16 protein-coding genes are annotated in these 19,685 nt (G+C 72.2%); 5 read left to right on the top strand and 11 right to left on the bottom strand.

What is annotated here, in order from left to right; translation table 11 throughout:
• Positions 1-38: 38 nt before the first annotated feature.
• Complete coding sequence (locus tag AB0I21_RS10815) at positions 39-2,102, bottom strand: PQQ-dependent sugar dehydrogenase (RefSeq protein ID WP_360560122.1); 2,064 nt, start codon at positions 2,100-2,102, stop codon at positions 39-41.
• 172 nt (positions 2,103-2,274) lie between these two features.
• Between AB0I21_RS10815 and AB0I21_RS10810 the strand changes: the two genes are divergently transcribed.
• The gene (locus tag AB0I21_RS10810) at positions 2,275-2,550 is read left to right on the top strand and encodes a hypothetical protein (protein WP_360560120.1); all 276 of its coding nucleotides are present in this window, start codon (positions 2,275-2,277) and stop codon (positions 2,548-2,550) included.
• Positions 2,551-2,560: 10 nt separating this feature from the next.
• Here AB0I21_RS10810 and AB0I21_RS10805 read toward each other — a convergent pair whose 3' ends face one another.
• The 7 genes from AB0I21_RS10805 to AB0I21_RS10775 all read right to left on the bottom strand — a co-directional run bounded on the left by AB0I21_RS10805 (position 2,561) and on the right by AB0I21_RS10775 (position 8,958).
• Positions 2,561-3,307, bottom strand: coding sequence for an SDR family NAD(P)-dependent oxidoreductase (locus AB0I21_RS10805; protein ID WP_360560119.1), 747 nt, complete (start codon positions 3,305-3,307; stop codon positions 2,561-2,563).
• The gene (locus tag AB0I21_RS10800) at positions 3,304-4,170 is read right to left on the bottom strand and encodes an NmrA family NAD(P)-binding protein (protein ID WP_360560117.1); all 867 of its coding nucleotides are present in this window, start codon (positions 4,168-4,170) and stop codon (positions 3,304-3,306) included. Before AB0I21_RS10800 ends, AB0I21_RS10805 begins: the two co-directional genes overlap by 4 nt.
• Positions 4,171-4,195: 25 nt before the next feature.
• Positions 4,196-5,308, bottom strand: coding sequence for an amidohydrolase family protein (locus AB0I21_RS10795; protein ID WP_360560116.1), 1,113 nt, complete (start codon positions 5,306-5,308; stop codon positions 4,196-4,198).
• Positions 5,305-6,198, bottom strand: a complete 894-nt coding sequence (locus AB0I21_RS10790) for an alpha/beta hydrolase (protein ID WP_360560115.1) — start codon at positions 6,196-6,198, stop codon at positions 5,305-5,307. The genes AB0I21_RS10795 and AB0I21_RS10790 overlap by 4 nt, the downstream gene beginning before the upstream one ends.
• Positions 6,195-7,802 (bottom strand): FAD-dependent monooxygenase, encoded by a 1,608-nt coding sequence (locus AB0I21_RS10785; RefSeq protein WP_360560114.1) that lies wholly within the window; start codon positions 7,800-7,802, stop codon positions 6,195-6,197. The genes AB0I21_RS10790 and AB0I21_RS10785 overlap by 4 nt, the downstream gene beginning before the upstream one ends.
• Before the next feature lie 83 nt (positions 7,803-7,885).
• Complete coding sequence (locus AB0I21_RS10780) at positions 7,886-8,458, bottom strand: NAD(P)H-binding protein (protein WP_360560113.1); 573 nt, start codon at positions 8,456-8,458, stop codon at positions 7,886-7,888.
• Positions 8,458-8,958, bottom strand: a complete 501-nt coding sequence (locus tag AB0I21_RS10775) for a nuclear transport factor 2 family protein (RefSeq protein ID WP_344510508.1) — start codon at positions 8,956-8,958, stop codon at positions 8,458-8,460. The genes AB0I21_RS10780 and AB0I21_RS10775 overlap by 1 nt, the downstream gene beginning before the upstream one ends.
• Before the next feature lie 250 nt (positions 8,959-9,208).
• On the opposite strand from AB0I21_RS10775, the gene AB0I21_RS10770 reads away from it, so the two are divergent.
• Genes AB0I21_RS10770 through AB0I21_RS10760 form a run of 3 tightly spaced genes read left to right on the top strand, consistent with a single transcriptional unit; the run spans position 9,209 to position 10,970 of the window.
• Complete coding sequence (locus AB0I21_RS10770) at positions 9,209-9,697, top strand: nuclear transport factor 2 family protein (RefSeq protein ID WP_354892142.1); 489 nt, start codon at positions 9,209-9,211, stop codon at positions 9,695-9,697.
• Positions 9,697-10,542, top strand: a complete 846-nt coding sequence (locus tag AB0I21_RS10765) for a fumarylacetoacetate hydrolase family protein (RefSeq protein WP_360560112.1) — start codon at positions 9,697-9,699, stop codon at positions 10,540-10,542. The genes AB0I21_RS10770 and AB0I21_RS10765 overlap by 1 nt, the downstream gene beginning before the upstream one ends.
• A complete protein-coding gene (locus tag AB0I21_RS10760; protein ID WP_360560111.1) occupies positions 10,539-10,970 on the top strand; it encodes a hypothetical protein in 432 nt (143 codons plus the stop codon). The genes AB0I21_RS10765 and AB0I21_RS10760 overlap by 4 nt, the downstream gene beginning before the upstream one ends.
• Positions 10,971-11,317: 347 nt before the next feature.
• Here the strand turns inward: AB0I21_RS10760 and AB0I21_RS10755 are convergent, their stop codons facing one another.
• Positions 11,318-12,037, bottom strand: a complete 720-nt coding sequence (locus AB0I21_RS10755; RefSeq protein ID WP_360560110.1) for a GntR family transcriptional regulator — start codon at positions 12,035-12,037, stop codon at positions 11,318-11,320.
• Between the two features lie 136 nt (positions 12,038-12,173).
• On the opposite strand from AB0I21_RS10755, the gene AB0I21_RS10750 reads away from it, so the two are divergent.
• Complete coding sequence (locus tag AB0I21_RS10750) at positions 12,174-14,507, top strand: pyruvate dehydrogenase (protein ID WP_360560109.1); 2,334 nt, start codon at positions 12,174-12,176, stop codon at positions 14,505-14,507.
• A gap of 4 nt (positions 14,508-14,511) precedes the next feature.
• Here AB0I21_RS10750 and AB0I21_RS10745 read toward each other — a convergent pair whose 3' ends face one another.
• Together AB0I21_RS10745 and AB0I21_RS10740 are read right to left on the bottom strand one after the other, a co-directional pair.
• Complete coding sequence (locus tag AB0I21_RS10745; protein WP_360560108.1) at positions 14,512-15,072, bottom strand: hypothetical protein; 561 nt, start codon at positions 15,070-15,072, stop codon at positions 14,512-14,514.
• Positions 15,069-19,679: a glycoside hydrolase family 38 C-terminal domain-containing protein gene (locus AB0I21_RS10740; protein ID WP_360560107.1), complete on the bottom strand. Its 4,611-nt coding sequence runs from the start codon at positions 19,677-19,679 to the stop codon at positions 15,069-15,071. The genes AB0I21_RS10745 and AB0I21_RS10740 overlap by 4 nt, the downstream gene beginning before the upstream one ends.
• Between the last annotated feature and the right edge of the window lie 6 nt (positions 19,680-19,685).

The following is a 19,685-nucleotide window of genomic DNA, read 5'->3' as shown; positions in this document are numbered from 1 at the left end:
GGCCCGCCCGGCGAGGGCGGGCCGTCGCGCTCGAACCATCAGGCGCCGAGCGTGACGTGGAAGAGCTTCTCGTTGCTGTTGTTCGGGATGCTGTCCTTGTCGCCGGTGGTGCTGGTGGTCAGCCACAGGCCGCCGTCCGGCGCCGGTTCGACGGTGCGGAGCCGGCCGTACGTGCCGTTGAAGTACGCCTGCACGTTCGTCAGCGAGGTGCCGCTGATGACCGCCCGGTACATGCGGGTGCCGCGCTCGCAGGCGATGTACAGCACGTCCCGGACGATCGCGATGCCGGAGCAGGAGCCCTCAGCCGTCGGGTACGTGCGCTTCGGCGCGATGAACCCGGCGGTGCCGCACGTGCCGCTGGTGCCCTCGCACGCCGGCCAGCCGTAGTTGCCGCCCTTCTGGATGAGGTTGGTCTCGTCCATGATCGCGTTGCCGAACTCCTGCTCCCACAGCCGGCCCTGCGAGTCGAACGCGAGCCCCTGGGGGTTGCGGTGCCCGTAGCTCCAGACGTAGTTGCCGAACGGGTTGTCCGACGGCACGGTGCCGTCCGGGTTGAGCCGCAGCACCTTGCCGTTGAGGCTGTTGAGGTTCTGCGCGTTGTCGCCGTTCTGCGCGTCGCCGGTGCTGGCGTAGAGCTTGCCGTCGGGGCCGAACCGCAGCCGGCCGCCGTCGTGGAACTTGTTGCGCAGGATGCCGCTGAGCAGGACCTGCTCGCTGCCGGTGTTCAGGGTGCCGTTCTCGTACCGGATCCGCACGATCCGGTTGTCCGACGGCGACGTGTGCATGATGTACAGCCAGTGGTCGCTGGCGTAGTTCGCCGAGATCGCCAGGCCGAGCAGCCCGCCCTCGCCGTCGGTGTTCTGCACGTTCGGCACCGTGCCGATGCTGTTCTTGGCGCCGGTTGCGGGGTTGAGGTGGACGATGTCGTGCGCGTCGCGCCGGGTGTAGAGGATCGTGCCGTCCGGCAGTGTGACGAGGCCCCACGGGATGTCGGTGTCGGTGCCGATCTGCGTGACGGCGCAGACCGAGCTGCCGCATGCGGCGCCCGTGGTGACGGTGGCGGTGTTGCTGCGTGGCGACACGTTGCCCTGCGCGTCGCGGGCGACGACCTGGTAGGCGTAGGCCCGGTCGGCGGCCAGGGCGCTGTCGATGAACGTGGTCGCGGGGGTGGTGGTGCCGGTCCCCGTGATCGTGCCGACCTTCGCGTTGTCGCGGTAGACGTCGTACGCGCGGACCTGGATGTTGTCGGTGGCGGCGGTCCACCGCAGGGTCACGGTCGTGCCGGACGCGGATCCGGTGAGCCCGGTCGGCGCGGTCGGCGGCGTGGTGTCGGCCTGGCACTGCGGCGGCGTGATCGGCACCGTGGTGCTGGCCTGCGAGACGTTGCCGGCGGCGTCGCGGGCGTTGACGTACAGGCCCCAGGTGACCCCGGGCACGACGGTGAGGTCGGTGGACAGCGTGGTCACCGACTTCATCAGCTGGCCGTCGTGGAAGACGTCGTAGAACGCGACACCCACGTTGTCGGTCGACGCGTTCCAGGAGAACGTGACGGCGTCGCAGACGAGGTTGCTGACTCTGGGGTTGCCGGGCACCGTCGGCGGCTGCGAGTCACCGGCCGTGGTCGTCCACCGCTGGTTGCTCTGCCCGTTGCAGGTCCACAGGGCGACCGGCGTGCTGTTGGCGGTGGCGGCGCCGGTCACGTCGAGGCACAGGCCCGACTCGACGCCGGTGATGGTGCCGTTGGCGTTGATCCGCCACTTCTGGTTGGCGCCGCCGTTGCAGGTGTAGATCTGCGCGGTCGCCGGGGCGGTGGTGTCGTGCCCGGCGACGTCCAGGCACTTGGGGGAGTCGTACACCCGCAGCTCCCCGGCGGCCGTGAAGGTCCACGCCTGGTTGGCCTGGCCGTTGCAGTCGTAGATGTTGACGAGGGCCTTGTCCGCCTGCGACTGGCCGACGACGTCGAGGCAGCGGCCGGAGGCGGCGCTGACGACGGTCGAGCCGGTCGCCGCCTCGGCCGGTGCCCGGACCGCGACGGTGACGACGGTGATCACGCCCGCGGCGGCGATCCCCGCCGCCAGCAGCCGTTTCGGGATGCGCATCATGCCTCCAATGCATTGATCAGTGCAAAGTGCGACAACTCCGATCGAAGAGCAAAAATAGGCGTGTGTCAACGTTGTCAGTACAGCTCGGGGCAGTATTTAAGGCGTATTTCAGGCCCCCCTCAAGTGGGCCTTCCGTGGACCCGGACGGCCGCCGGCCGATACCGTCAACATCATGGCCACCTACTCGGGACCCGCGACGCTGATCCTCACCACCGGGGCGCGGGTCGCCGGCATGGCGTCGCTGAACACCAACAACCGCGGCACACCCGGCGGCTGGAGCGGCACGTTCCGCCCCAATGAGGTCAGCACGGAGGTGCGCGACGCGACCGGCGGGCAGATCGAGCTGCCTTACGAGCAGGTCGGCACGGTCGCCGTCACCGGCGTGCGGCGCCTCCTGGCGACCCAGGTGCTGATGTCGCTGACCGGCAGCGGCCCCGCCCCGTTCTGATCAGAAGCGGTCAGGCGCCCATCAGGTCGTTGAACCGGGTGGTGAACCCGACCTCGTCGGGGCGCTGCGCGTCGCGACGCTCCGCCGCCCGCCGCACGAGGATCTCGACCTCGTCGGTGGCGAGGACCGCCATGGTCTCGTCCAGGTAGTCCCGCAGCGGCATCGCCCGGGAGTCGGTCAGGTTCACGTCCATGAGGTGGGTCTGCGTGTAGGGCGGCGCGATCTCCAGCACCGACACCGGGGTGTCGCGCAGGCGGTACCGCAGCGACAGCGTGTAGGAGTGCAGGGCCGCCTTCGTCGCCGAGTACAGCGTCGAGGAGGCGAGCGGCGCGTAGCCGAGCATCGAGCTGACGTTGACGATGGTCGCCGACGGCAGCGACCGCAGGTGCGTGACGAACGCCGAGTTCAGCCGGATCGGGCCGAGCAGGTTCGTGGCGACGATCGCGGTCAGCGCCGCGTCGTCGATCGGCTCGGCCGGGTCGTCGCCGAACATGATGCCGGCGTTGTTGACCACCACGTTGAGGTCCGGGTACGTGGCGATCAGCTGCGGCACGACGACGGCGATCGACGCCGGGTCCGACACGTCGAGCTGCACCCACCGCATGCCGGGGTTGGCGGCGGCGACCTCCTCCAGGGCGGCGACGCGCCGGCCGGCGACGATGACCGTGTTGCCGCGCCGGTGCAGCTCCTCCGCGAGCCCACGGCCGATGCCGCTGCCGCCGCCGGTGATGAGGACGGTGTTGCCGGTGAGCTTCATGCGGCTCCGTTCGCTTGCTTGCGCACGTACGCCTCGAAGGTGGTGGGCGGGCGGCCGAGCAGCCAGGTGAGCACGTTGGGGTTGCCGACGAAGTCGTGGCTGCTGTACCGCTCGGTGATGGAGCGCAGCACCCGCAGCTGGTGGGTCACCTCGCGCGGGTCCGCGTCGCCGACCCACGCCTTCAGATAGGTGTCGGCGTCGATCCGGCGCACCTCGACGGGCCGGCCGAGGACCCGGGAGATGATCTCGCCGAGCTCGTGCGCGGTGTACCGGCCGGGCCCGGCCAGCTCGTAGGTGGCGCCGTAGTGCCGCTCACCGTCGGCGAGGACGGCGCACGCCACGTCGGTGACGTCGTCGAGGTCCACCATGGACTGGCGGCGCTCCAGGGACCACGACAGCTCGAACACGCCGCGGGAGAAGACCGGCTTGAGCTTCAGCGGCAGCATGTAGTTGGCCGGCTGGAGGATGGTGAACTCCAGCCCCGAGGACAGCAGGTGCTCCTCGACGTCGCGCTTGATCTCGTGCTGCACGAGGTCGGTGGTGATGGCGTGCAGCACCGAGCTGAAGACGAAGTGCCGCACGCCGGCGGCGCGGGCCGCGTCGACGACGGTGCGGCCCATCTCGCGTTCGCGCGGGTGCAGGGTCGGGCCGATGTGGTAGACCTGCTGCGCGCCGTGCACGGCCCGGGCCGCGACGGCCGGGTCGCTGACGTCGCCGACGACCACGTCCGGCACGCCCATCTGGTGCAGCCGCCGGGCCGACTCGACGCTCCGCACGCACGCGCGGACCGGCAGCTTCGCGGCGAGCAGCTTGGGAATCAGCAGCCGCCCCTGGTTGCCGTTGGCGGCGGTGACCACGATCATGTCGGTGCCTTTCCGTCAGGGGAGGTCAGCGGACCCGCGTGCCGCCGATCCACACGCCGCGGATGTCGCGGGTCGCGGTGATGTCGGCGGTGGGGTCGCCGCCGACGAGCAGCAGGTCGGCGCGGCGGCCGGGGGCGATCACGCCGCGGTCGGCCAGGCCGAAGGTGTCCGCGGCGGCCGACGTGGCGCCGCGCAGCGCCTCGGCCGGGGTGAGGCCGGCGTCCACCAGCCGCCGCAGCTCCTCGTGGATCGACTCGCCGTAGGGCACCTGGCAGGGCGTCTTGACGTTGTCGTTGCTGTCGGTGCCGACGAGCACCGTCATGCCCGCCTTCCGGAACGTCGACACGGTCGCGGTGGCATGCTCGTACCGCATCCGCATCCCCGGCATCAGGGTGCCCAGCACCCGCATGATGAGCTTGCCGCCGATGTTGCGCACGACGCCGTCCATCATGGTCAGCGTCGGCACGATGACGACCCGGCGCCGGGCCAGCAGCGCCTCGAACGCGGCGTCCAGCTCGCTGGTCAGCGCCGTGTGCGTGACGATGTCGGCGCCGGCCCGGACGGCGACGGTGAGCGTGTCGGCGCTGACCACATGCGCGATGGTCAGCAGCCCGGCGGCGTGCGCCGCCTCGACGACCGCGGCGACGGTCTCGGGGCTCAGCGCCTTCGTGCCGGGGATCTTCGGGTCCTCGACCGCGATCTTGATGTAGTCGGCGCCTTCGGCGATCCGGTCCGCGACGAACCGGGTCGCGTCCTGCGGCCCGGTCACGGTGCTGGACGGCCCGAACCCCATGTGCTTGACGAAGTGCGAGCCGGGCGCGTTGGCGAGGTTGCCGGCGATGCGGACGTCCGGCAGGCCCGGCATGCCCTTGAGCCCGCCGGGGATGCCCGCGTCCCAGCACCCCATGTCGAGCGCGGTGGTGACGCCCCACCGGGCGGCCGCCTCCAGGTGCGCGACCTCGGTGACATGGACGTGCGTGTCGATGAGCCCAGGCAGCAGCGCGGCTCCCCGGACGTCGATCGTCTCCGCGGCCGCCGTGCCCTGTGGTGCGATGAGACCGTCCGCGATCACGACCGTGGCGGGGTCGCCCAGGCGGGACCCGTCGAACACCCGGGCGTTGAGCAGAGCAGTGCTCAACTGGGATCCTTGGCCACGCTGACCTCCAGGGCGAACGCGAGCTGGCTCAGCTGCAGGGCCGCGCCGGCGTTGTGGAAGTCGACGCAGTGCCCCGCGTTGAGCACGAGCCGCCCGTCGACGACCGGTGCGGACGTGAACGACGCGGCGTAGTCGGCGGCCTGGGCGGCGTCGGTGATCCACAGCGCGTCGAACTCGCCCTGCCGGGCGTGCACGGGCACGGTGACCTGGGCGTTGACCTCGCGCACCCGGGAGATCCAGCCGTTGTTGATGTCGATCAGCTCGGCCCGCGGCACGGACGTGTCGGAGCTGTGGCTCAGCTCGGGCATCGCCGAGTCGTGCGTCCAGGCCGGGCCGAACATGACGCTGTCCTTCATCGGGCCGGGCAGGTCGATCATCAGGATGTCGGGCAGCGCGTCGAACGCCATCCGCGGGCCGTCGGGCACCTGCAGCAGGCAGCCGGAGACCGCGATGCCGAGCAGCGGCCAGCTCGGCTGCCCGGCGGCGATGGCGGTGGTGACGGCGCCGCCGATGGAGTGGCCGATGACGAACACGCCGGCGTGGCCCTCGCCGTGCCGCTGCCACAGCTCGCCGATGACCCGGTCGAGGGCCTTCGCGTTGGCGAGGATGATCGACTCGCCGGGCTCCACGTGGGTGCTGCCGAGGTAGCCTGGGCGGTCGAGGGCGATGACCGGGATCCCGAGCGCGGCGGCCCGCTCCAGCAGTGAGTAGCCGGGGATGTCGAAGTACTCGGAGGTGTACGTGCCGCCGTGGATCGCGATGACGAGCGGCACCTGCGCGGCCGCGGCCGGCGCCTGCGGGGTGTTCCGGCGGCCCGTGACCGTCAGGCCGTCGGCGGTGGTGTGGGTGAAGGCAGTGGCGGTGGGTGTCATGGTTGGTGTCTCCATTCTCCGCGGATCGCCTCGTCGACGATCCGCTCGGCCTCGGCGTCCGGGACCGGACGGCCGATCCATGCGATGTGCTGGTCGGGGCGCACCAGCACCAGTCGTCCGCTGAAGAACGCGTCCAGTCCGAGCGAGGGGTCGTCGAGCACGGCCAGGGGGATGCCGTGCCGCTCGGCGTGGCGGATGAACGCGGCGGCGTGCCAGGCCGGGCCGATGATGGTGAGCTCGGGCCCGAGCCGGTCGAACAGGGACTGCCCGTCGGGCAGCCAGGTGTGGGGGAGCCGGTTGCCTGGGGCGGCCACCGGCAGGTAGTCGGATCCGTTGGTGGTCTGCACGTCGGCGTACTCGGTGTAGCCGACGCCGAGCACCAGGCCGTCGCTGTGGAACTCGGTGCGCTTCGCCGCCTGGATGACCGCGGCGGCCTCCTCGGTGGCGCCACCGCTGGTCAGGCCGGCCGCGGCGGTGAGGACCGCCGGCCCGCTCCTGCCGTTCTCCGCGGCGGCCGCGACGAACCGCTGCGCGACCGGGCGGCGCTCGGCCTCGTAGCTGTCCAGGAGTGCCTCCGGCGCCCACCCGTTGATGACGGCGGCGAGCTTCCAGCCGAGGTTGACCGCGTCGCCGATGCCGGTGTTGTACCCGTGGCCGCCCCACGGCGGGTTCTGGTGCGCGGCGTCGCCGGCGACGAACAACCGCCCGCGGCGGAACCGGTCGGCGATCAGCGTCCGTGCCCACCACGGGTCAGTCGCGATCACCTTGATCGGCAGCTCCCGGCCGAGCAGCCGGTGCACGAGCGCGGTGGCGTCGACCTCGCCGGTGCGGTCGTCGTCCTCGTCCTCGTCCGGGCGGACCGTGGCGATCGCCCACCAGGTGCCGTCGAGGTCGAGGCGGCCGACCAGCCCGGGTGCGGCGGGGTCGAGCACCCAGTACTGGACGGCGTTGCCGTGCGGGATCAGGTCGCCGAGCTCGGCGCACTCGAACGTGATGCTGACATTCGGGCGGGGGAGGCTGGACCCCTCGTACACCGCGCCCATCGCGGTGCGGACGGCGCTGCGCGGCCCGTCGGCGCCGACGACGTAGTCGGCCTCGACGGTCGACGTGGCGCCGTCCGCGTCCTCGAGCGTCACCACCACCGTGCTGCCACGATCGTCGAACGCGACGGCCCGCCGGCCCAGCAGGAGCGTCGCGTGACTCTCCGGGCGGCCGAGGGCGTCGCGCATCGCCTGCTCGACGATCGGCTGCGCCACCTGCTGGCCCGGCTCGGCGGCGACGTCGGTGCCGGCGAGGGCGAGCCCGAGCGTGCCGGTCAGCCGGGTCACCTCGCGGCCGGTGACCGACATGCAGAAGACGATGTCCTTGGACCACTCGACGTGCAGCGGGGCGCGCTGCCGGACGGTGTCGGCGAGGCCCCACCGGCGGAACAGCTCCATCGTGCGCGCCGAGGTCGTCTTCGCGCGGGGGCGCAGGTAGGAGACGTGCTCCCGCGGCTCGACGACCACCGACGCGACGCCGTGATGGTCCAGCTCCATCGCCGTGGCCAGCCCGACGGGCCCGCCGCCGACGACCAGCACGCCGGTCCTCAGGTCCGCACTCATGCCGTCACCTCCGCTGCGCTCCGGCGCCGGCCTGAGCCCAACCTGCACTGCCGATGAGCGGGCCGAGCCGCTCCGCTGCCCGCTCATGCGGCGGTCGTGGTCGGGACGGCCAGCTCCTGGAGGTAGTGCTCCACGGCGCGGGGTGCGCGGCCGAGTGCCCGTTCGACGTCCGGCGTCACGAACTCCGATTGCCCATCGCGGAACGGCATCATGATGGTGCCGATCAGCGTCTGCATGTAGCCGTTGGGGCGCACGATCGTGGACGGCTGTCCGCTGTTGACGAGCACCTGCTCGATCTCCCAGTGCTGGCGGCAGGTGTACGGGCCGTCGGGGTTGATCGCGGTGCTGGTGCCGGACAGCTTGACGATCCGCACCGGCAGGCGGCGCAGCGCGCGGATGATGCGCAGCTGCAGGTCGGCCATGTCGTGGTCGTGGCCGCTGAGCAGGAAGACCGCGTCGGCACCGGCGGCGGCGGTCACGACCGTGTCGTCGTCGCCGGGGTCGCCCTCGACGACCTGGCAGCCGGGCGGCAGGACCGTGGCGGCCCGGGCGGCGTCGCGGGTGAGGACGCGCACGACGTCGTCGCCGCGGCGCAGCAGCGCCCTGGCGACGTGCGGACCGACGTTGCCGGTCGCGCCGATGAGCAGGACGGCCATCAGTCGAACACCGTTACCTTCGCGTCGGCCGGGATGTCGTCGTTGACCCGGTCGGTGTCGTCCGCGCGGCGCCACAGCTCGTAGCCGTTCTCCCGGCAGATCTTCCCGTCGCGCATCTGGAACGCGTGGATCAGCCGCATGCTGCACCGGGTCCCGGGCGGGAACGGGCAGTTGCGGAACCCGTCGGTCTTCACCGTGATCTCGAAGATGCTGTCGTCGAACACCCACTCCTCGGTGGCGAACCGGTAGAGGTTGGTGATCCTGTGGACGTGCATGGCGTCGAAGATCTTCAGGTACTCGGCCTTGACCTCGGCCTTGTCCTTGAGCAGGAGGCCGCGGGCAGGGACCTCCCAGATGATGTCGTCGGTGTAGACCGCGATGGCGAGGTCGATGCCCTCGGGGTTCTCGTTGTGGAAGTGCTGATCCACGGTCGCGTTGTTCCGGGCGATGATCGCCTCGCGGATCAGCTCCGGGGACCCGGCGTCCATCTCTACAGACATGGGGCAACTCCATCCTGTGGCGGCGCTAGGATATACGTTTGACTCCAGACGTTCGCACACGATCCGTTCTCGCACAACCAGCGTAGGCGGAGTTCCTCGCATCGCGTGGCCAGTGCTGCAGCTTCCGCCGTTCGGGCGAGATCCGGAAGGTCTTGTGCTCGCCCCGGACAGCGTGTCAGGCTAGAAAATATATTCTAGCGTCCGCCCCCTGTCGGGCGCGTGCACTCCTTGGCAAGAAACGGAGCCACCCATGTCTGCCCAGACCGAGGCCGAGAAGCGGGAAGCGATCATCGCGTTGAACAACGCGACCGTGGACGAGCACTTCCACAACGAGAACCCGGAGAGCATCGACCAGGCGATCGCCGTCTACACCGACGACATCGTCTGGGAGGTCCCGGCCCGCGGCCTCGTCCACCGGGACAAGGAGACGGTCAAGGCCGAGTACCTGCAGATCTTCGCGGCGATGCACGTCCACAAGATCACCAACCTGCACCGGTTCGCGACCGAGGAGTGGGTCTTCGACGACAGCATCTTCGAGCTGACGATCACGCAGGAAGGCTTCCGCAACTGCCCGTTCCCGCCCGGGACCCGGTGCAGCATGCGGCTGATCCACGCGTTCCAGATGCGCGACGGCAAGATCTGCCGGGAGAACGGCTACGAGATCTGGCGCCGCGCCGACGACACCGACCGCGTCAACGACGACATCCACGCCGACGCCGTCGTCACGGTGTTCGACTGATGCGGCTCGCCAACGTCGCCGGCCGCCTCGTCAGCCAGGAGGGCGCCGACCTGGTCGACGTCGCGTCCGCCAGCGGCGGCCGGTTCGGCCCCGACCCGCACGACGTCCTCGACCACTGGGACGAGTTCCTGGCCTGGGCCGACACCCGCCCGCCGGCCGGTCCGCCGCTGCCTCCCCCGCCGGACGCGGGCCCGCTGGTGCCGCGGCCGTCGCAGGTGTTCGGCGTCGGGCTCAACTACGCCGACCACGCCGGCGAGTCCGGCATGGTGCTGCCGTCGCAGCCGATGGTCTTCCCCAAGTTCAGCTCCTGCATCACCGGCCCCGGCGCCGTCGCCCTGCCGTCCTCGACGGTGGACTGGGAGGTGGAGCTGGTCGTGGTGATCGGCCGTCCCGCCCGGCACGTCGCCGAGGCGGACGCATGGTCGTACATCGCCGGACTGACGATCGGACAGGACCTCAGCGACCGGGCGCTGCAGTTCGCCGGCGGCACACCGCCGCAGTTCGGCCTGGGCAAGTCGCTGCCCGGCTTCGGTCCCATCGGCCCGTGGCTGGTGACCCCCGGCGAGCTCGGCGACCCCGACGACCTGGAGATCGGCTGCCGCCGCAACGGCGACGAGGTCCAGCACTCGCGCACCAGGCACCTCATCTTCACCGTGCCCGCGCTGGTGGCGTTCCTGTCGTCGCACCTGCCGCTGCGCCCCGGCGACCTCATCTTCACCGGGACCCCGGCCGGCGTCGGCTTCGGCCGCGACCCGGCCGTCTACCTGCGCCCCGGCGACGAGCTCGTCAGCACCATCGAGGGCCTCGGCTCGCTCGTCACCCGCGTCACCGGGAGCGCCTCGTGACCGCCGGCTGCACGCCCTGCGAGATGGAGGCGCTCGAGTCCGCCGCGGTGGTCTTCCGCGACGACCTCTGGGCGGGCGAGGTGCTCGACGGCTTCGACGTCCCCGGCTGGTTCGTGCTGCGGGTCCGCCGCCACGCCCTGCGGATCGGCGGCCTGAGCGACGCGGAGCTGGCCACCTACGGCCGCCGCGCCCGCGACCTCTCCGCCGCCGTCAGCGAGGTGACCGGCGCCCCGGCCACCTACCTGCTCACCTTCGGTGAGGCGAACCCGCACTTCCACACCCTCGTCGCCGCCCGCGGCGACGACGTCCCGGCGGAGCGCCGCCTGGGGGCCATCATGCAGCAGCGCACCGACAAGCTCGACCACGCGGCCGCCCTGGCCCTCGTCCCCGCCGTGGCCCAGGCCTACGCCCGCCACGCCGCCCGCTAGCACCGCGAAGACCGCCGGCCGGGGCGCCCCGCGCGCCGCAGCGACGCCCCGGCCGGCCCACGCGGCGGACATCGACGCGACGTGCATCAGCAACCGACAGCTGCGGAAGTCCGTCGACGTGGCCCGGTACTGGGAGCTGTCTGTGGCAGCGCGGCCGCTGTACAACCTCATCGACCGCGACATCGAGCTCGAGCTACTGCCCGTGTGCCGCAACGAGGGTGTGGGGCGTGCGGCGGACCTCCGGCGCACCCACAGCACAACCGGGGAACACCCGCCGCCGGTGCGGAGCGAGCTACCGCCGCGCCGGCGCCCGGGTCGCCGCCGTCATCGCCTGGATGGGCGCCCGGTCAGGGCGACGGGGGGAGGGCGGCCATCCACTCCAGGCAGGCCAGCTCGTGCTCGGCGAGGTGCTCGTTGACGGCGAGCTTCAGCTCGGCGGGGGAGCCGGTGCGGGCGGCGTCGATCAGGAGGCGGTGGGCGATCTCCCGGCGGCGGCGCTCCTCGCGGTCGATCTGGTAGGTCTCGTAGACGACGCGGGTGTAGCGGTCGCAGGCGTGCCACAGCTGCTCCAGCAGGCGCAGGTCCCACTCGGTGAGGGCGGGGCGCAGCAGCGCGAGGTGGAACTGCTTGTGGATCTCCCAGGACTCGTCGGCGTCGAGCTCGAAGTGGGTGAACGCCTTGAGCAGGCGCTCGGCCTCGTCCAGGTCGGCGGGAGTCAGGCCGATGCAGGCGCGGGCGGCCAGGTCGCACTCGATGAGCTTGCGCAGCCGGTAGATCGAGCGGAGCTCGTCGCGGTCGAGCGGGTTGACGATCGCGCTGCGGCCGGGGCGCAGGGTGATGAGCCCCTGGGTCTCCAGGCGCCGGAGGGCCTCGCGGACGGGGATGTGGCTCACCCCGAGCTGCACGCTCAGGTCGGCGATCGAGAAGCTCGAGCCGGCCTTCAGTGTGCCGTTGAGGACGCCGCGCCTGATCTCGGCGGTCACCCGGTCCACGGCGGAGTTCGGCCCGGCGACGGACCGCAGTCCGACCCGGCCGGCTGACTTCTCGAGCGACGCCTCAGACACCACGAATATACGGTAGCGCATCCGCGTGCGTTTCGGTGTGGTGCCTGGATCGCCTTGCCACACAGGGGAGTCGTACACCTGCAACGGCCGCCACAGGAGACTCTTGCGTATATCATATATTCCACCCTACTGTGGCATCATGACCAGCATCCTCCACACACCGGTGGTGCCCGTGACGGATCAGGCCGAGCCCGACGCCCTGCAGCAGGTCCAGGACCGGGTGCTGTGGCTGTCCACGGCCATGGTCCACCATGCCAACCGGGTCCGGCCCAACCCGAGCGGGCTCAAGGTCGGCGGGCACCAGGCGTCGTGCGCGTCGATGGTGTCGATCATGACGTCGCTGTGGTTCGAGCAGCTGCGGCCGGGGGACCGGGTGTCGGTCAAGCCGCACGCGTCGCCGGTCCTGCACGCCGTCAACTACCTGCTCGGCGAGCTGGACGAGTCCTACCTGCCACGGCTGCGGGAGTTCGGCGGGCTGCAGTCCTACCCGAGCCGCGCGAAGGACCCCGATCCCGTCGACTACTCGACCGGGTCGGTCGGCATCGGCGCGACCGCACCGATCTGGGGCGCGATCGCCAGGCGGTTCGTCGACGCGCAGACCGACGCGAGGACCGGCGGCGGCCGGCAGTATTCACTCGTCGGCGACGCCGAGCTCGACGAGGGCGCCGTGTGGGAGGCGATGCTCGACGCGTCCGTCGCGGAGCTCGGCGAGGTCGTCTGGATCGTCGACCTCAACCGGCAGTCCCTGGACCGGGTCGTGCCGCACATCGCCGCCGGCCGGCTGGAGCAGATGTTCGCCGCCGCCGGCTGGCAGGTCATCACGGTGAAGTTCGGCCGGCTCCTGGAAGACCTGTTCACCCGGCCGGGCGGCGCGGAGCTCAAGCGCCGGATCATCGACATGCCCAACCCGGAGTACCAGCGGCTGCTGCGCTGCGGCGCCGACGAGCTGCGGGCGCGGCTCCCCGGGACCGACCCGAAGGTCGCCGCGCTGGTCGCGGACCTCGACGACGACACCCTGACGAAGGCGATCCGCAACCTCGGCGGCCACGACCTCGACGCGCTGCGCGCCGCCTTCGCGCAGATCGACGACACCCGCCCGACGGTCGTCATCGCGTACACCATCAAGGGCTACGGCCTGCCCACCCAGGGCCACCCGCAGAACCACTCCTCGCTGCTGACCGTCGAGCAGTACGAGCAGCTCGCCGCCGGCCTGGGCATGGACGCCGGCCGGCCGTGGGCGCGGTTCGCCGCCGACTCCGCCGCGGGCAGGCTGTGCCGCGACGCGGCGGACCGGCTGCGGCGCGAGACCCCGGCGGCCGTAGCGCCACCCGCCATCCCCACCGACATCGGCCGGACGCCGTCCGGCACGTCCACCACGCAGGCCGCGCTCGGCCGGGCGCTGCTCGACCTGACCCGCGAGGCGCCCGAGGCGGCCCGCCGGGTGGTCACCGTCAGCCCCGACGTCAGCTCCAGCACCAACCTCGCCGGCTGGCTCAACAAGGTCGGCGTGTGGTCGCCGACGGAGCGGCACAACTGGTTCGCCGACGACAGCGAGACCACGATGCACTGGCGGGAGCGCCCCACCGGTCAGCACATGGAGCTCGGCATCGCCGAGGTCAACCTGGTCGGTCTCATCGGCGAGCTCGGCGCCACCTGGAGCCGCTGGGGCCAGCCCCTGTTCCCGATCGGGGTGCTGTACGACCCGTTCGTCGAGCGGGCCCTCGAACCCTGGTCCTACGGCATCTACGCCGGCGGCCAGTCGATCCTCGTCGGCACCCCGTCCGGGGTGAGCCTCGCGGCCGAGGGCGGCGCGCACCAGTCGATCAAGACGCCGTCGATCGGCCTGGAGCAGCCCGGCTGCGTCAGCTTCGAGCCGGCGTTCGCGATCGAGGTCGAGTGGACGCTGTTCGACGCGATCTCCCGCCTCGGCCGGCCCGACGGCAGCTCCTCCTACCTGCGGCTGTCGACCCGCCCGGTCAACCAGGCCCTGGCCGCGGTCCCCACCGACCCGGCCGCCCGCGAGCGGCGCCGCCGCCAGGTCCTGGCCGGGGCGTACACGCTGCGCGCCGCGAAGGGAGCGACCCCGGCGGTCACGCTCGTCGGGATGGGCGCGATGGTCACCGAGACCCTGGCGGCCGCGGACCGGCTCGCGGGCCTCGGCGTCGACGCCGAGGTCATCTGCGTGACCAGCCCCGGCCGCCTGTTCGAGGCGGTCCAGGCGCGCCGCGGGCAGGGCGACGCGCCGTCGTGGATCCTCGACCAGGTGTTTCCCGAGCACCGGGCCGCGCCGATGGTGACGGTCCTCGACGGGCACCCGCACACGCTCGCGTTCCTGGCCACGGTCAACCGGGTGCGGACGCTGTCGCTGGGCGTGTCGCGGTTCGGCCAGGCCGGCGGCCTGGAAGACGTCTACCGCTACCACGGCATCGACACGGACTCCGTCGTCCGGGCCGCGCTGGACCTGACCGGCTGAGCGGTCAGTGCCGGTGCACGGCGTCCGGGTGCCTCGGGTCGCCGGGGTGCTCGTAACCGGGCGCCAACCGCACCAGCGCGGCGCAACGCTCCTCGAGCCACCGCGCGAACCGCCGCTCGGCGTCCTCCGCGCCGAGCCGGGCGGCGAGCGCGTCGCGCACCTCCGCGAAATCCAACGGGAAGAGGTCCCGGTTGCGGTCGTAGTACGCCTTTGCGTTTGCCTCCGTGGCGGGCGCCGGCGGTGCCACGACCGCGCGGAGCGACCGTGCGAGGGGATGGGCCGCGACGACCGCCGCGGTCACGCCACCGGACCGTAGCGCCTCCGCGAGCGTCACCTGCCGGGGCGCGTCGCCGGAGGCCGCTGCCAGCCCGAGCGCGTGGGCTTCGTGGGCGACGACCGCCTCCACGGTGAGCACCTGCACCAGCCAGCGGCGGAGGTTGCGGCCCTCCGCGGTGGCCGGGTCGGGGAGCCGTGTCGCGTAAGGACCCTGGCGCATCGCCGCGAGCCGGGCGTCCACCGCGGCGACGTCGAGCGGCCTGCCGGCCACCCAGGCGACGGCGGTCATGGCAGCACCGTGACGGTGACCGGCGCCGTGTAGTGCAGCTCGCCGGCGTGGGCGACCTTGCACAGCGCCCACCAGGTGCCCGGGCCGTGCCCGTCCGGGACCGTGACCGGGATCCGCAGCGTCGTCCGGCCGCTCAGATCCACCCGGTGCGACGGTGCCGGGAACACGTCCCAGGTGTGCCACGGGCTGATCAGCTCCACGTCGACGACGATCGGCCCGGCGGCGTCGGTGTCGAGCGAGAGCTCCAGCTGGCTGGACTGTCCTGGGCGTAGTCGCAACGGGCCGGGGTCGCTCCAGGTGGCCGTCACGGTCTCCGGTTTGTCGACCCCGGCGAGCAGCCGCACGAAGTCCTCGACACCGTGCGAGGTGCGGGCGCGCAGCCAGTACACCCCCTGCCGAAAATCCAACGGAGGATGGATTGTGACCCGGTGCTGGACGAAGCCGCCCGGCGGCAGGTCGAACGCGAACCCGCCCGGCTCCGCCACGAACCCCGGCGGCACGTCGAGCGAGACGGTGCCGGTGCTGCGGTCGCGGGTCAGGTCCGACGCCACGGTCACCGTCACGGCCACCGCCCCGCCGCCCACCCCCACGACATCGGTGGCGGGCGTGACGACAGTGGCCAGTGGGGCGGGAGTCACGGCCGCGTCGGAAGGTGTCGGCGTGGCGGGAGTTGTTGGATTTTCAAGCGCGGGGACAGCCGGAGTTGCGAGCTCTTCCGGCGCAGCGGAAGTTGCGGGCACAGCGGAAGTTGCCGGCGCGGCAGACGTGGCGGGCACGGCGGGAGTTGCTGAAGTTGCCGGCGCTTTGGGCGTGGTGGGAATTGCCGTCGCGTCGGAAGTTGCAGGCATGGTCAGGGTGGTGGGAGGTGCTGGAGTCGCGGGCATGGTCAGGGTGGCGGGAGGTGCTGGAGTTGCGGGCATGGTCGGCGTGGCGGGAAGTGCCGGAGTTGCGGGCACGTCTGGCGGGGCTGGCGTCACAGAGGGGATGGTGGCGACGGGTGGGTCGAGGTGGACCGTCACCGGGAGGTTGCCGGTCGGGGCTGGGCCGGTGTTGTGCAGCCAGTACTTCGCGTAGGCGGGGGCGGCCGGCGCCGGGGTCGGCGTGATGGGGCCCGTGCCGGCCGTGATCTGGGCGATGCTTGCCCCGTCCAGGGACAGCAGCACCGCACCGTCGCGCACGGGCAGCGGGTCGGCGGGCGATTCCAGGAGGTTGGTCGCGTGGGCGTCCGTCACCGGGGTCCACAGGGCGAGTCGGGCGTCGGTGGGTGAGCCGGCTGCCTCGTAGAGGCGCACCGTGACGTTGTTGACCGTGGCCGGGGGGATTCCAACGGCGAGGGGATTTCCCGAAGGCTTGAGCGCGGTGACGACGACGTCGCCGGTGGTCGAGACGGTCAGGTAGCTTGCGGACTCCGTGGAGGAGCCGGGGATGACGCGGGCGTGCAGCGAGTGGTTCACCTCGTGGCCGTGCCGCACCAGGGCGGTGGCCCGCCAGTCGCCGGGGCCGGCGACGAGCGCGGCGTCGAAGGTGTGGGTCCAGTGCTGCTGCTGAAAAGTCGAGCCGTCGGGGGCGGTGCGGCGCGGCGGGTCGATCCACACCCCGGACGGCCAGCCGGTGCAGGAGCGCAGCAGCGACAGGTGCAGCGCGCCGGTGGTGTCGACGGCGAAGCCGGGGATGCCGCGGTTGACGATGGCGACGGTCCGGTCGTCCAGGTCGGGGTCGGGCATGATGGTCGCCGGCTGCGCCACCGGCACGGTCCCGGTGGTGGCGAGGTCGTCGCACAGCGTCTCGACCGCGCCGGCGCCGATGACGATGAGCACCGGCAGGTCCAGGACGCCGGTGAGGTCCGCGTTGGGCACCCACACGTCCGTCAGCGGCCGCGCCGCGGGCACCAGCACCCGGGCGCGGCCCGCGACGGCGAGCTGCCGGTCGATCTCGCCGGCGTACGAGGGGTCCGCGGCGGCGAGGACGGCCTCCGTGAACGGGGTCCGGCCGACGCTGATCCGCACGTCCGGCAGGTTGGAGTCGACGGCGAGCCGGCCGTAGCGCGGGCCGCCGGGCCGGGACGTCGTGGCGGTGACCCCGCGCCGGACCAGCGCGACGGCGAGGTCCCGCACGTCCTGCGCGGCGACGATCTCGGCGATCCCGATGGCTCTGGTGTGCCGGCGGGCGCCGGACAGGTCGTGCACGTCGACGCGGGCGGTGCTGGAGACGGCGAACCAGTGCTGCGCCGGGTTGTCGAGGGTCCACGGCGCCTGCTCGCTGTCGACCTCGACGAGCCCGAAGCCGCGGCCGACGACGGCGTTGCCGACCTCGCTGACGGGCAGCCCGCCGGGGACGTCCACCGGCCAGCACAGCCGGACGAGATGGTCCTCGCCGGTGAAGTCGTCGACCCGGGTGGTGAGGTCGAGGCGCTCGTCGCCGGGCCAGAGGGTCAGGGTCTGCGTGAACCGCAGCGGGCCTGCCGCGCCGGTGACGGTGATCCGCTCGCCGAGCGGGCCGTGCTCGACCAGGACGCCGGTGGCGGGCTCCCGGGCGGAGCCGTGGGTGGCGGGGCCCTTCGGCAGCAGGTGCCAGGGCCCCTCGTGGAAGCGCGGGTGGGCGGAGTACTCGTCGTAGACGAGCAGCTCGTTGCCGACCCGACCGGGCCGCAGCAGCTCGCGGCCGGTGCGCAGGTCGACGAGGCTCGACACGCAGCCGCCGCGGGCCGGGTCGACCGTAAGGCGGTAGACGTCGTTGGCGATGACCGGCTCGCCCCCGGTCGCAGTCCAGCCGAAGGCCGGAGCGGAGACCGGGGCGAAGGCCGGGGCGGAGACCGGGGCGAAGGCCGGGGCGGAGACCGGGGCGAAGGCCGGGGCGGAGACCGGGGCAGAGGAGAGCATCAGGGGAAAGGCGCGGTAGCCCAGCGACGGCACGTCGGTGGCGCGGAAGACGACGTCGACCGAGGCGAGGGTGCCGTCCTCGTGGCGGCGCGGGTGCTCCAGCTGGACGGGCAGGTCGCCGACCGTGAGGCCGGTCGTGCCGGGGTGAGGCAGGTCGACGCGGACCCGGACCAGGTCGGTGCGGGGCCAGGCCGACGGGTTGAAGACGACCACGGACCGGTCCGGCCCCCCGCCGGGTCGCGGGCCGAGCCGGTCCAGCGCCCCGTCCAGCACGGACCCCGCCAGGTCGTGCGCCTCCCGCCAGCCGGTCAGCAGGTCCAGGTACACCTGGTCGGACTCGCTGCCGGTGATGGCGTCGTGGTGGGCGCCGTACACGAGCTGCCGCCACGCCTTGTCGACCTCGGCGTGCGGGAACTGCGCGCCGTGCAGCGCGGCGGCGACGGTCGCGAAGAGCTCCGCGTCGACCAGCAGCGCCTCCACGTGCCGCTGCGCCTGCTTGGTGTCGATGAACGACACGTCCTTGCCGGTGTAGACCGGGTTCATGTCGCGGGTCTGCGGCGCGGCCGGGACGCCGTCGGCGGCCAGCTGTGCGCGGACCGCGGCGAAGAACTCGCGGGGCAGCGCGCACACGAAGCGGGGCCAGGCGTAGCGGGAATTCCACTCGCGATGGATTTCCGTCACCCACTTCGCCGGCGGCGTGTAGTCGGTGCCGACGGGCAGCAGCACGTTGCGGGTCGCGGCGACCTTCTTCAGCAGCAGGAACAGCTCGTAGACGCTCTGCTGCGCGCCGGCGAGGGTCGGCTGGGCGTCGATGTGCCAGCCGGCCGAGTAGTGCGCAGGCATGTAGTGGGTCAGCACGCCGCGCCCCGAAGGGGAGATCCACTCGAACTCGGAGCTGAACTGCATCGCCGACGGGTCGCCCCAGCCGTCGCGCGGCTCGTAGGTCCACAGCATCGGGCCCCACTGGTGGAACGGCCCGCGCGCCCAAGACGACGAGTCGAGGCCGGCGTCGGCGACGAGCCCGGGGAACTGCGGGTCGTGCCCGAAGACGTCGAGCTGCCAGGCGGTGCGGGGGTCGCCGCCGATGACGTCGCGCTGGAAGCCGATGCCGTGCACCAGGTTGCGGATCGTCGACTCGGCGGAGGTGAGGTTGGTGTTGGGCTCGTTGTAGGTGCCGCCCATGAGCTCGAGGCGGCCCTCGGCGAGCAGGGTCCGCAGGTACCGGCGGTCCTCGGGGTGACTGTCCCAGTAGGGTTTCAGGTAGTCGAGCTCGGCGAGGACGAACTTGTAGTCCGGGTCGCGGCGGGCGGTCTCCAGGTGCAGCCGGACCAGGTCGAAGCCGGTGTGCTGGAACGCGGCCCGGAACTCGGTGCCCAGGCGGCCCTCGCGGTCCCACGTCGCCGTGTATGCCGCCTGGGTGTTCCACCAGACCGGGTCGTAGTGGAAGTGCGGCACCATCCACACCGTCCAGCCCGGTTCGGCGACGACGAGGGAGGCCTCGACCGTGTGCCCACCGGTGGCGGTCACCCGGATGGGCACCGTCGCGCCGGGCGGCGCGGTACATGAGACGCCGACCTCGACCAGGGGTCCACTGTGGACGTCGGCGTGGCCCGCGACGCCGTCGCCGGTGATGTCCAGCCGTCCCGGCCAGTCCTCGACCTCGACGCGGACGACCTGCAGCGGGCCGGGGAGAAACAGTTCGGTGCCGGTGACGCCGACGATGCGCATGTGCTG

The sequence above is a fragment of the Dactylosporangium sp. NPDC050588 genome, from assembly GCF_040654975.1.
GTDB classification, from domain to species: domain Bacteria; phylum Actinomycetota; class Actinomycetes; order Mycobacteriales; family Micromonosporaceae; genus Dactylosporangium; species Dactylosporangium maewongense.
The sequence above is the reverse complement of the archived record's forward strand: the minus strand, read 5'-3'. Positions and strand labels throughout refer to the sequence as shown.

Coding starts and splice junctions, on each gene's coding strand:
- AB0I21_RS10815 (WP_360560122.1), bottom strand. CDS start 2,102: ATGATGCGCATCCCGAAACGGCTGCTGGCGGCGGGGATCGCCGCCGCG.
- AB0I21_RS10810 (WP_360560120.1), top strand. CDS start 2,275: ATGGCCACCTACTCGGGACCCGCGACGCTGATCCTCACCACCGGGGCG.
- AB0I21_RS10805 (WP_360560119.1), bottom strand. CDS start 3,307: ATGAAGCTCACCGGCAACACCGTCCTCATCACCGGCGGCGGCAGCGGC.
- AB0I21_RS10800 (WP_360560117.1), bottom strand. CDS start 4,170: ATGATCGTGGTCACCGCCGCCAACGGCAACCAGGGGCGGCTGCTGATT.
- AB0I21_RS10790 (WP_360560115.1), bottom strand. CDS start 6,198: ATGACACCCACCGCCACTGCCTTCACCCACACCACCGCCGACGGCCTG.
- AB0I21_RS10785 (WP_360560114.1), bottom strand. CDS start 7,802: ATGAGTGCGGACCTGAGGACCGGCGTGCTGGTCGTCGGCGGCGGGCCC.
- AB0I21_RS10780 (WP_360560113.1), bottom strand. CDS start 8,458: ATGGCCGTCCTGCTCATCGGCGCGACCGGCAACGTCGGTCCGCACGTC.
- AB0I21_RS10775 (WP_344510508.1), bottom strand. CDS start 8,958: ATGTCTGTAGAGATGGACGCCGGGTCCCCGGAGCTGATCCGCGAGGCG.
- AB0I21_RS10770 (WP_354892142.1), top strand. CDS start 9,209: ATGTCTGCCCAGACCGAGGCCGAGAAGCGGGAAGCGATCATCGCGTTG.
- AB0I21_RS10765 (WP_360560112.1), top strand. CDS start 9,697: ATGCGGCTCGCCAACGTCGCCGGCCGCCTCGTCAGCCAGGAGGGCGCC.
- AB0I21_RS10750 (WP_360560109.1), top strand. CDS start 12,174: ATGACCAGCATCCTCCACACACCGGTGGTGCCCGTGACGGATCAGGCC.
- AB0I21_RS10745 (WP_360560108.1), bottom strand. CDS start 15,072: ATGACCGCCGTCGCCTGGGTGGCCGGCAGGCCGCTCGACGTCGCCGCG.
- AB0I21_RS10740 (WP_360560107.1), bottom strand. CDS start 19,679: ATGCGCATCGTCGGCGTCACCGGCACCGAACTGTTTCTCCCCGGCCCG.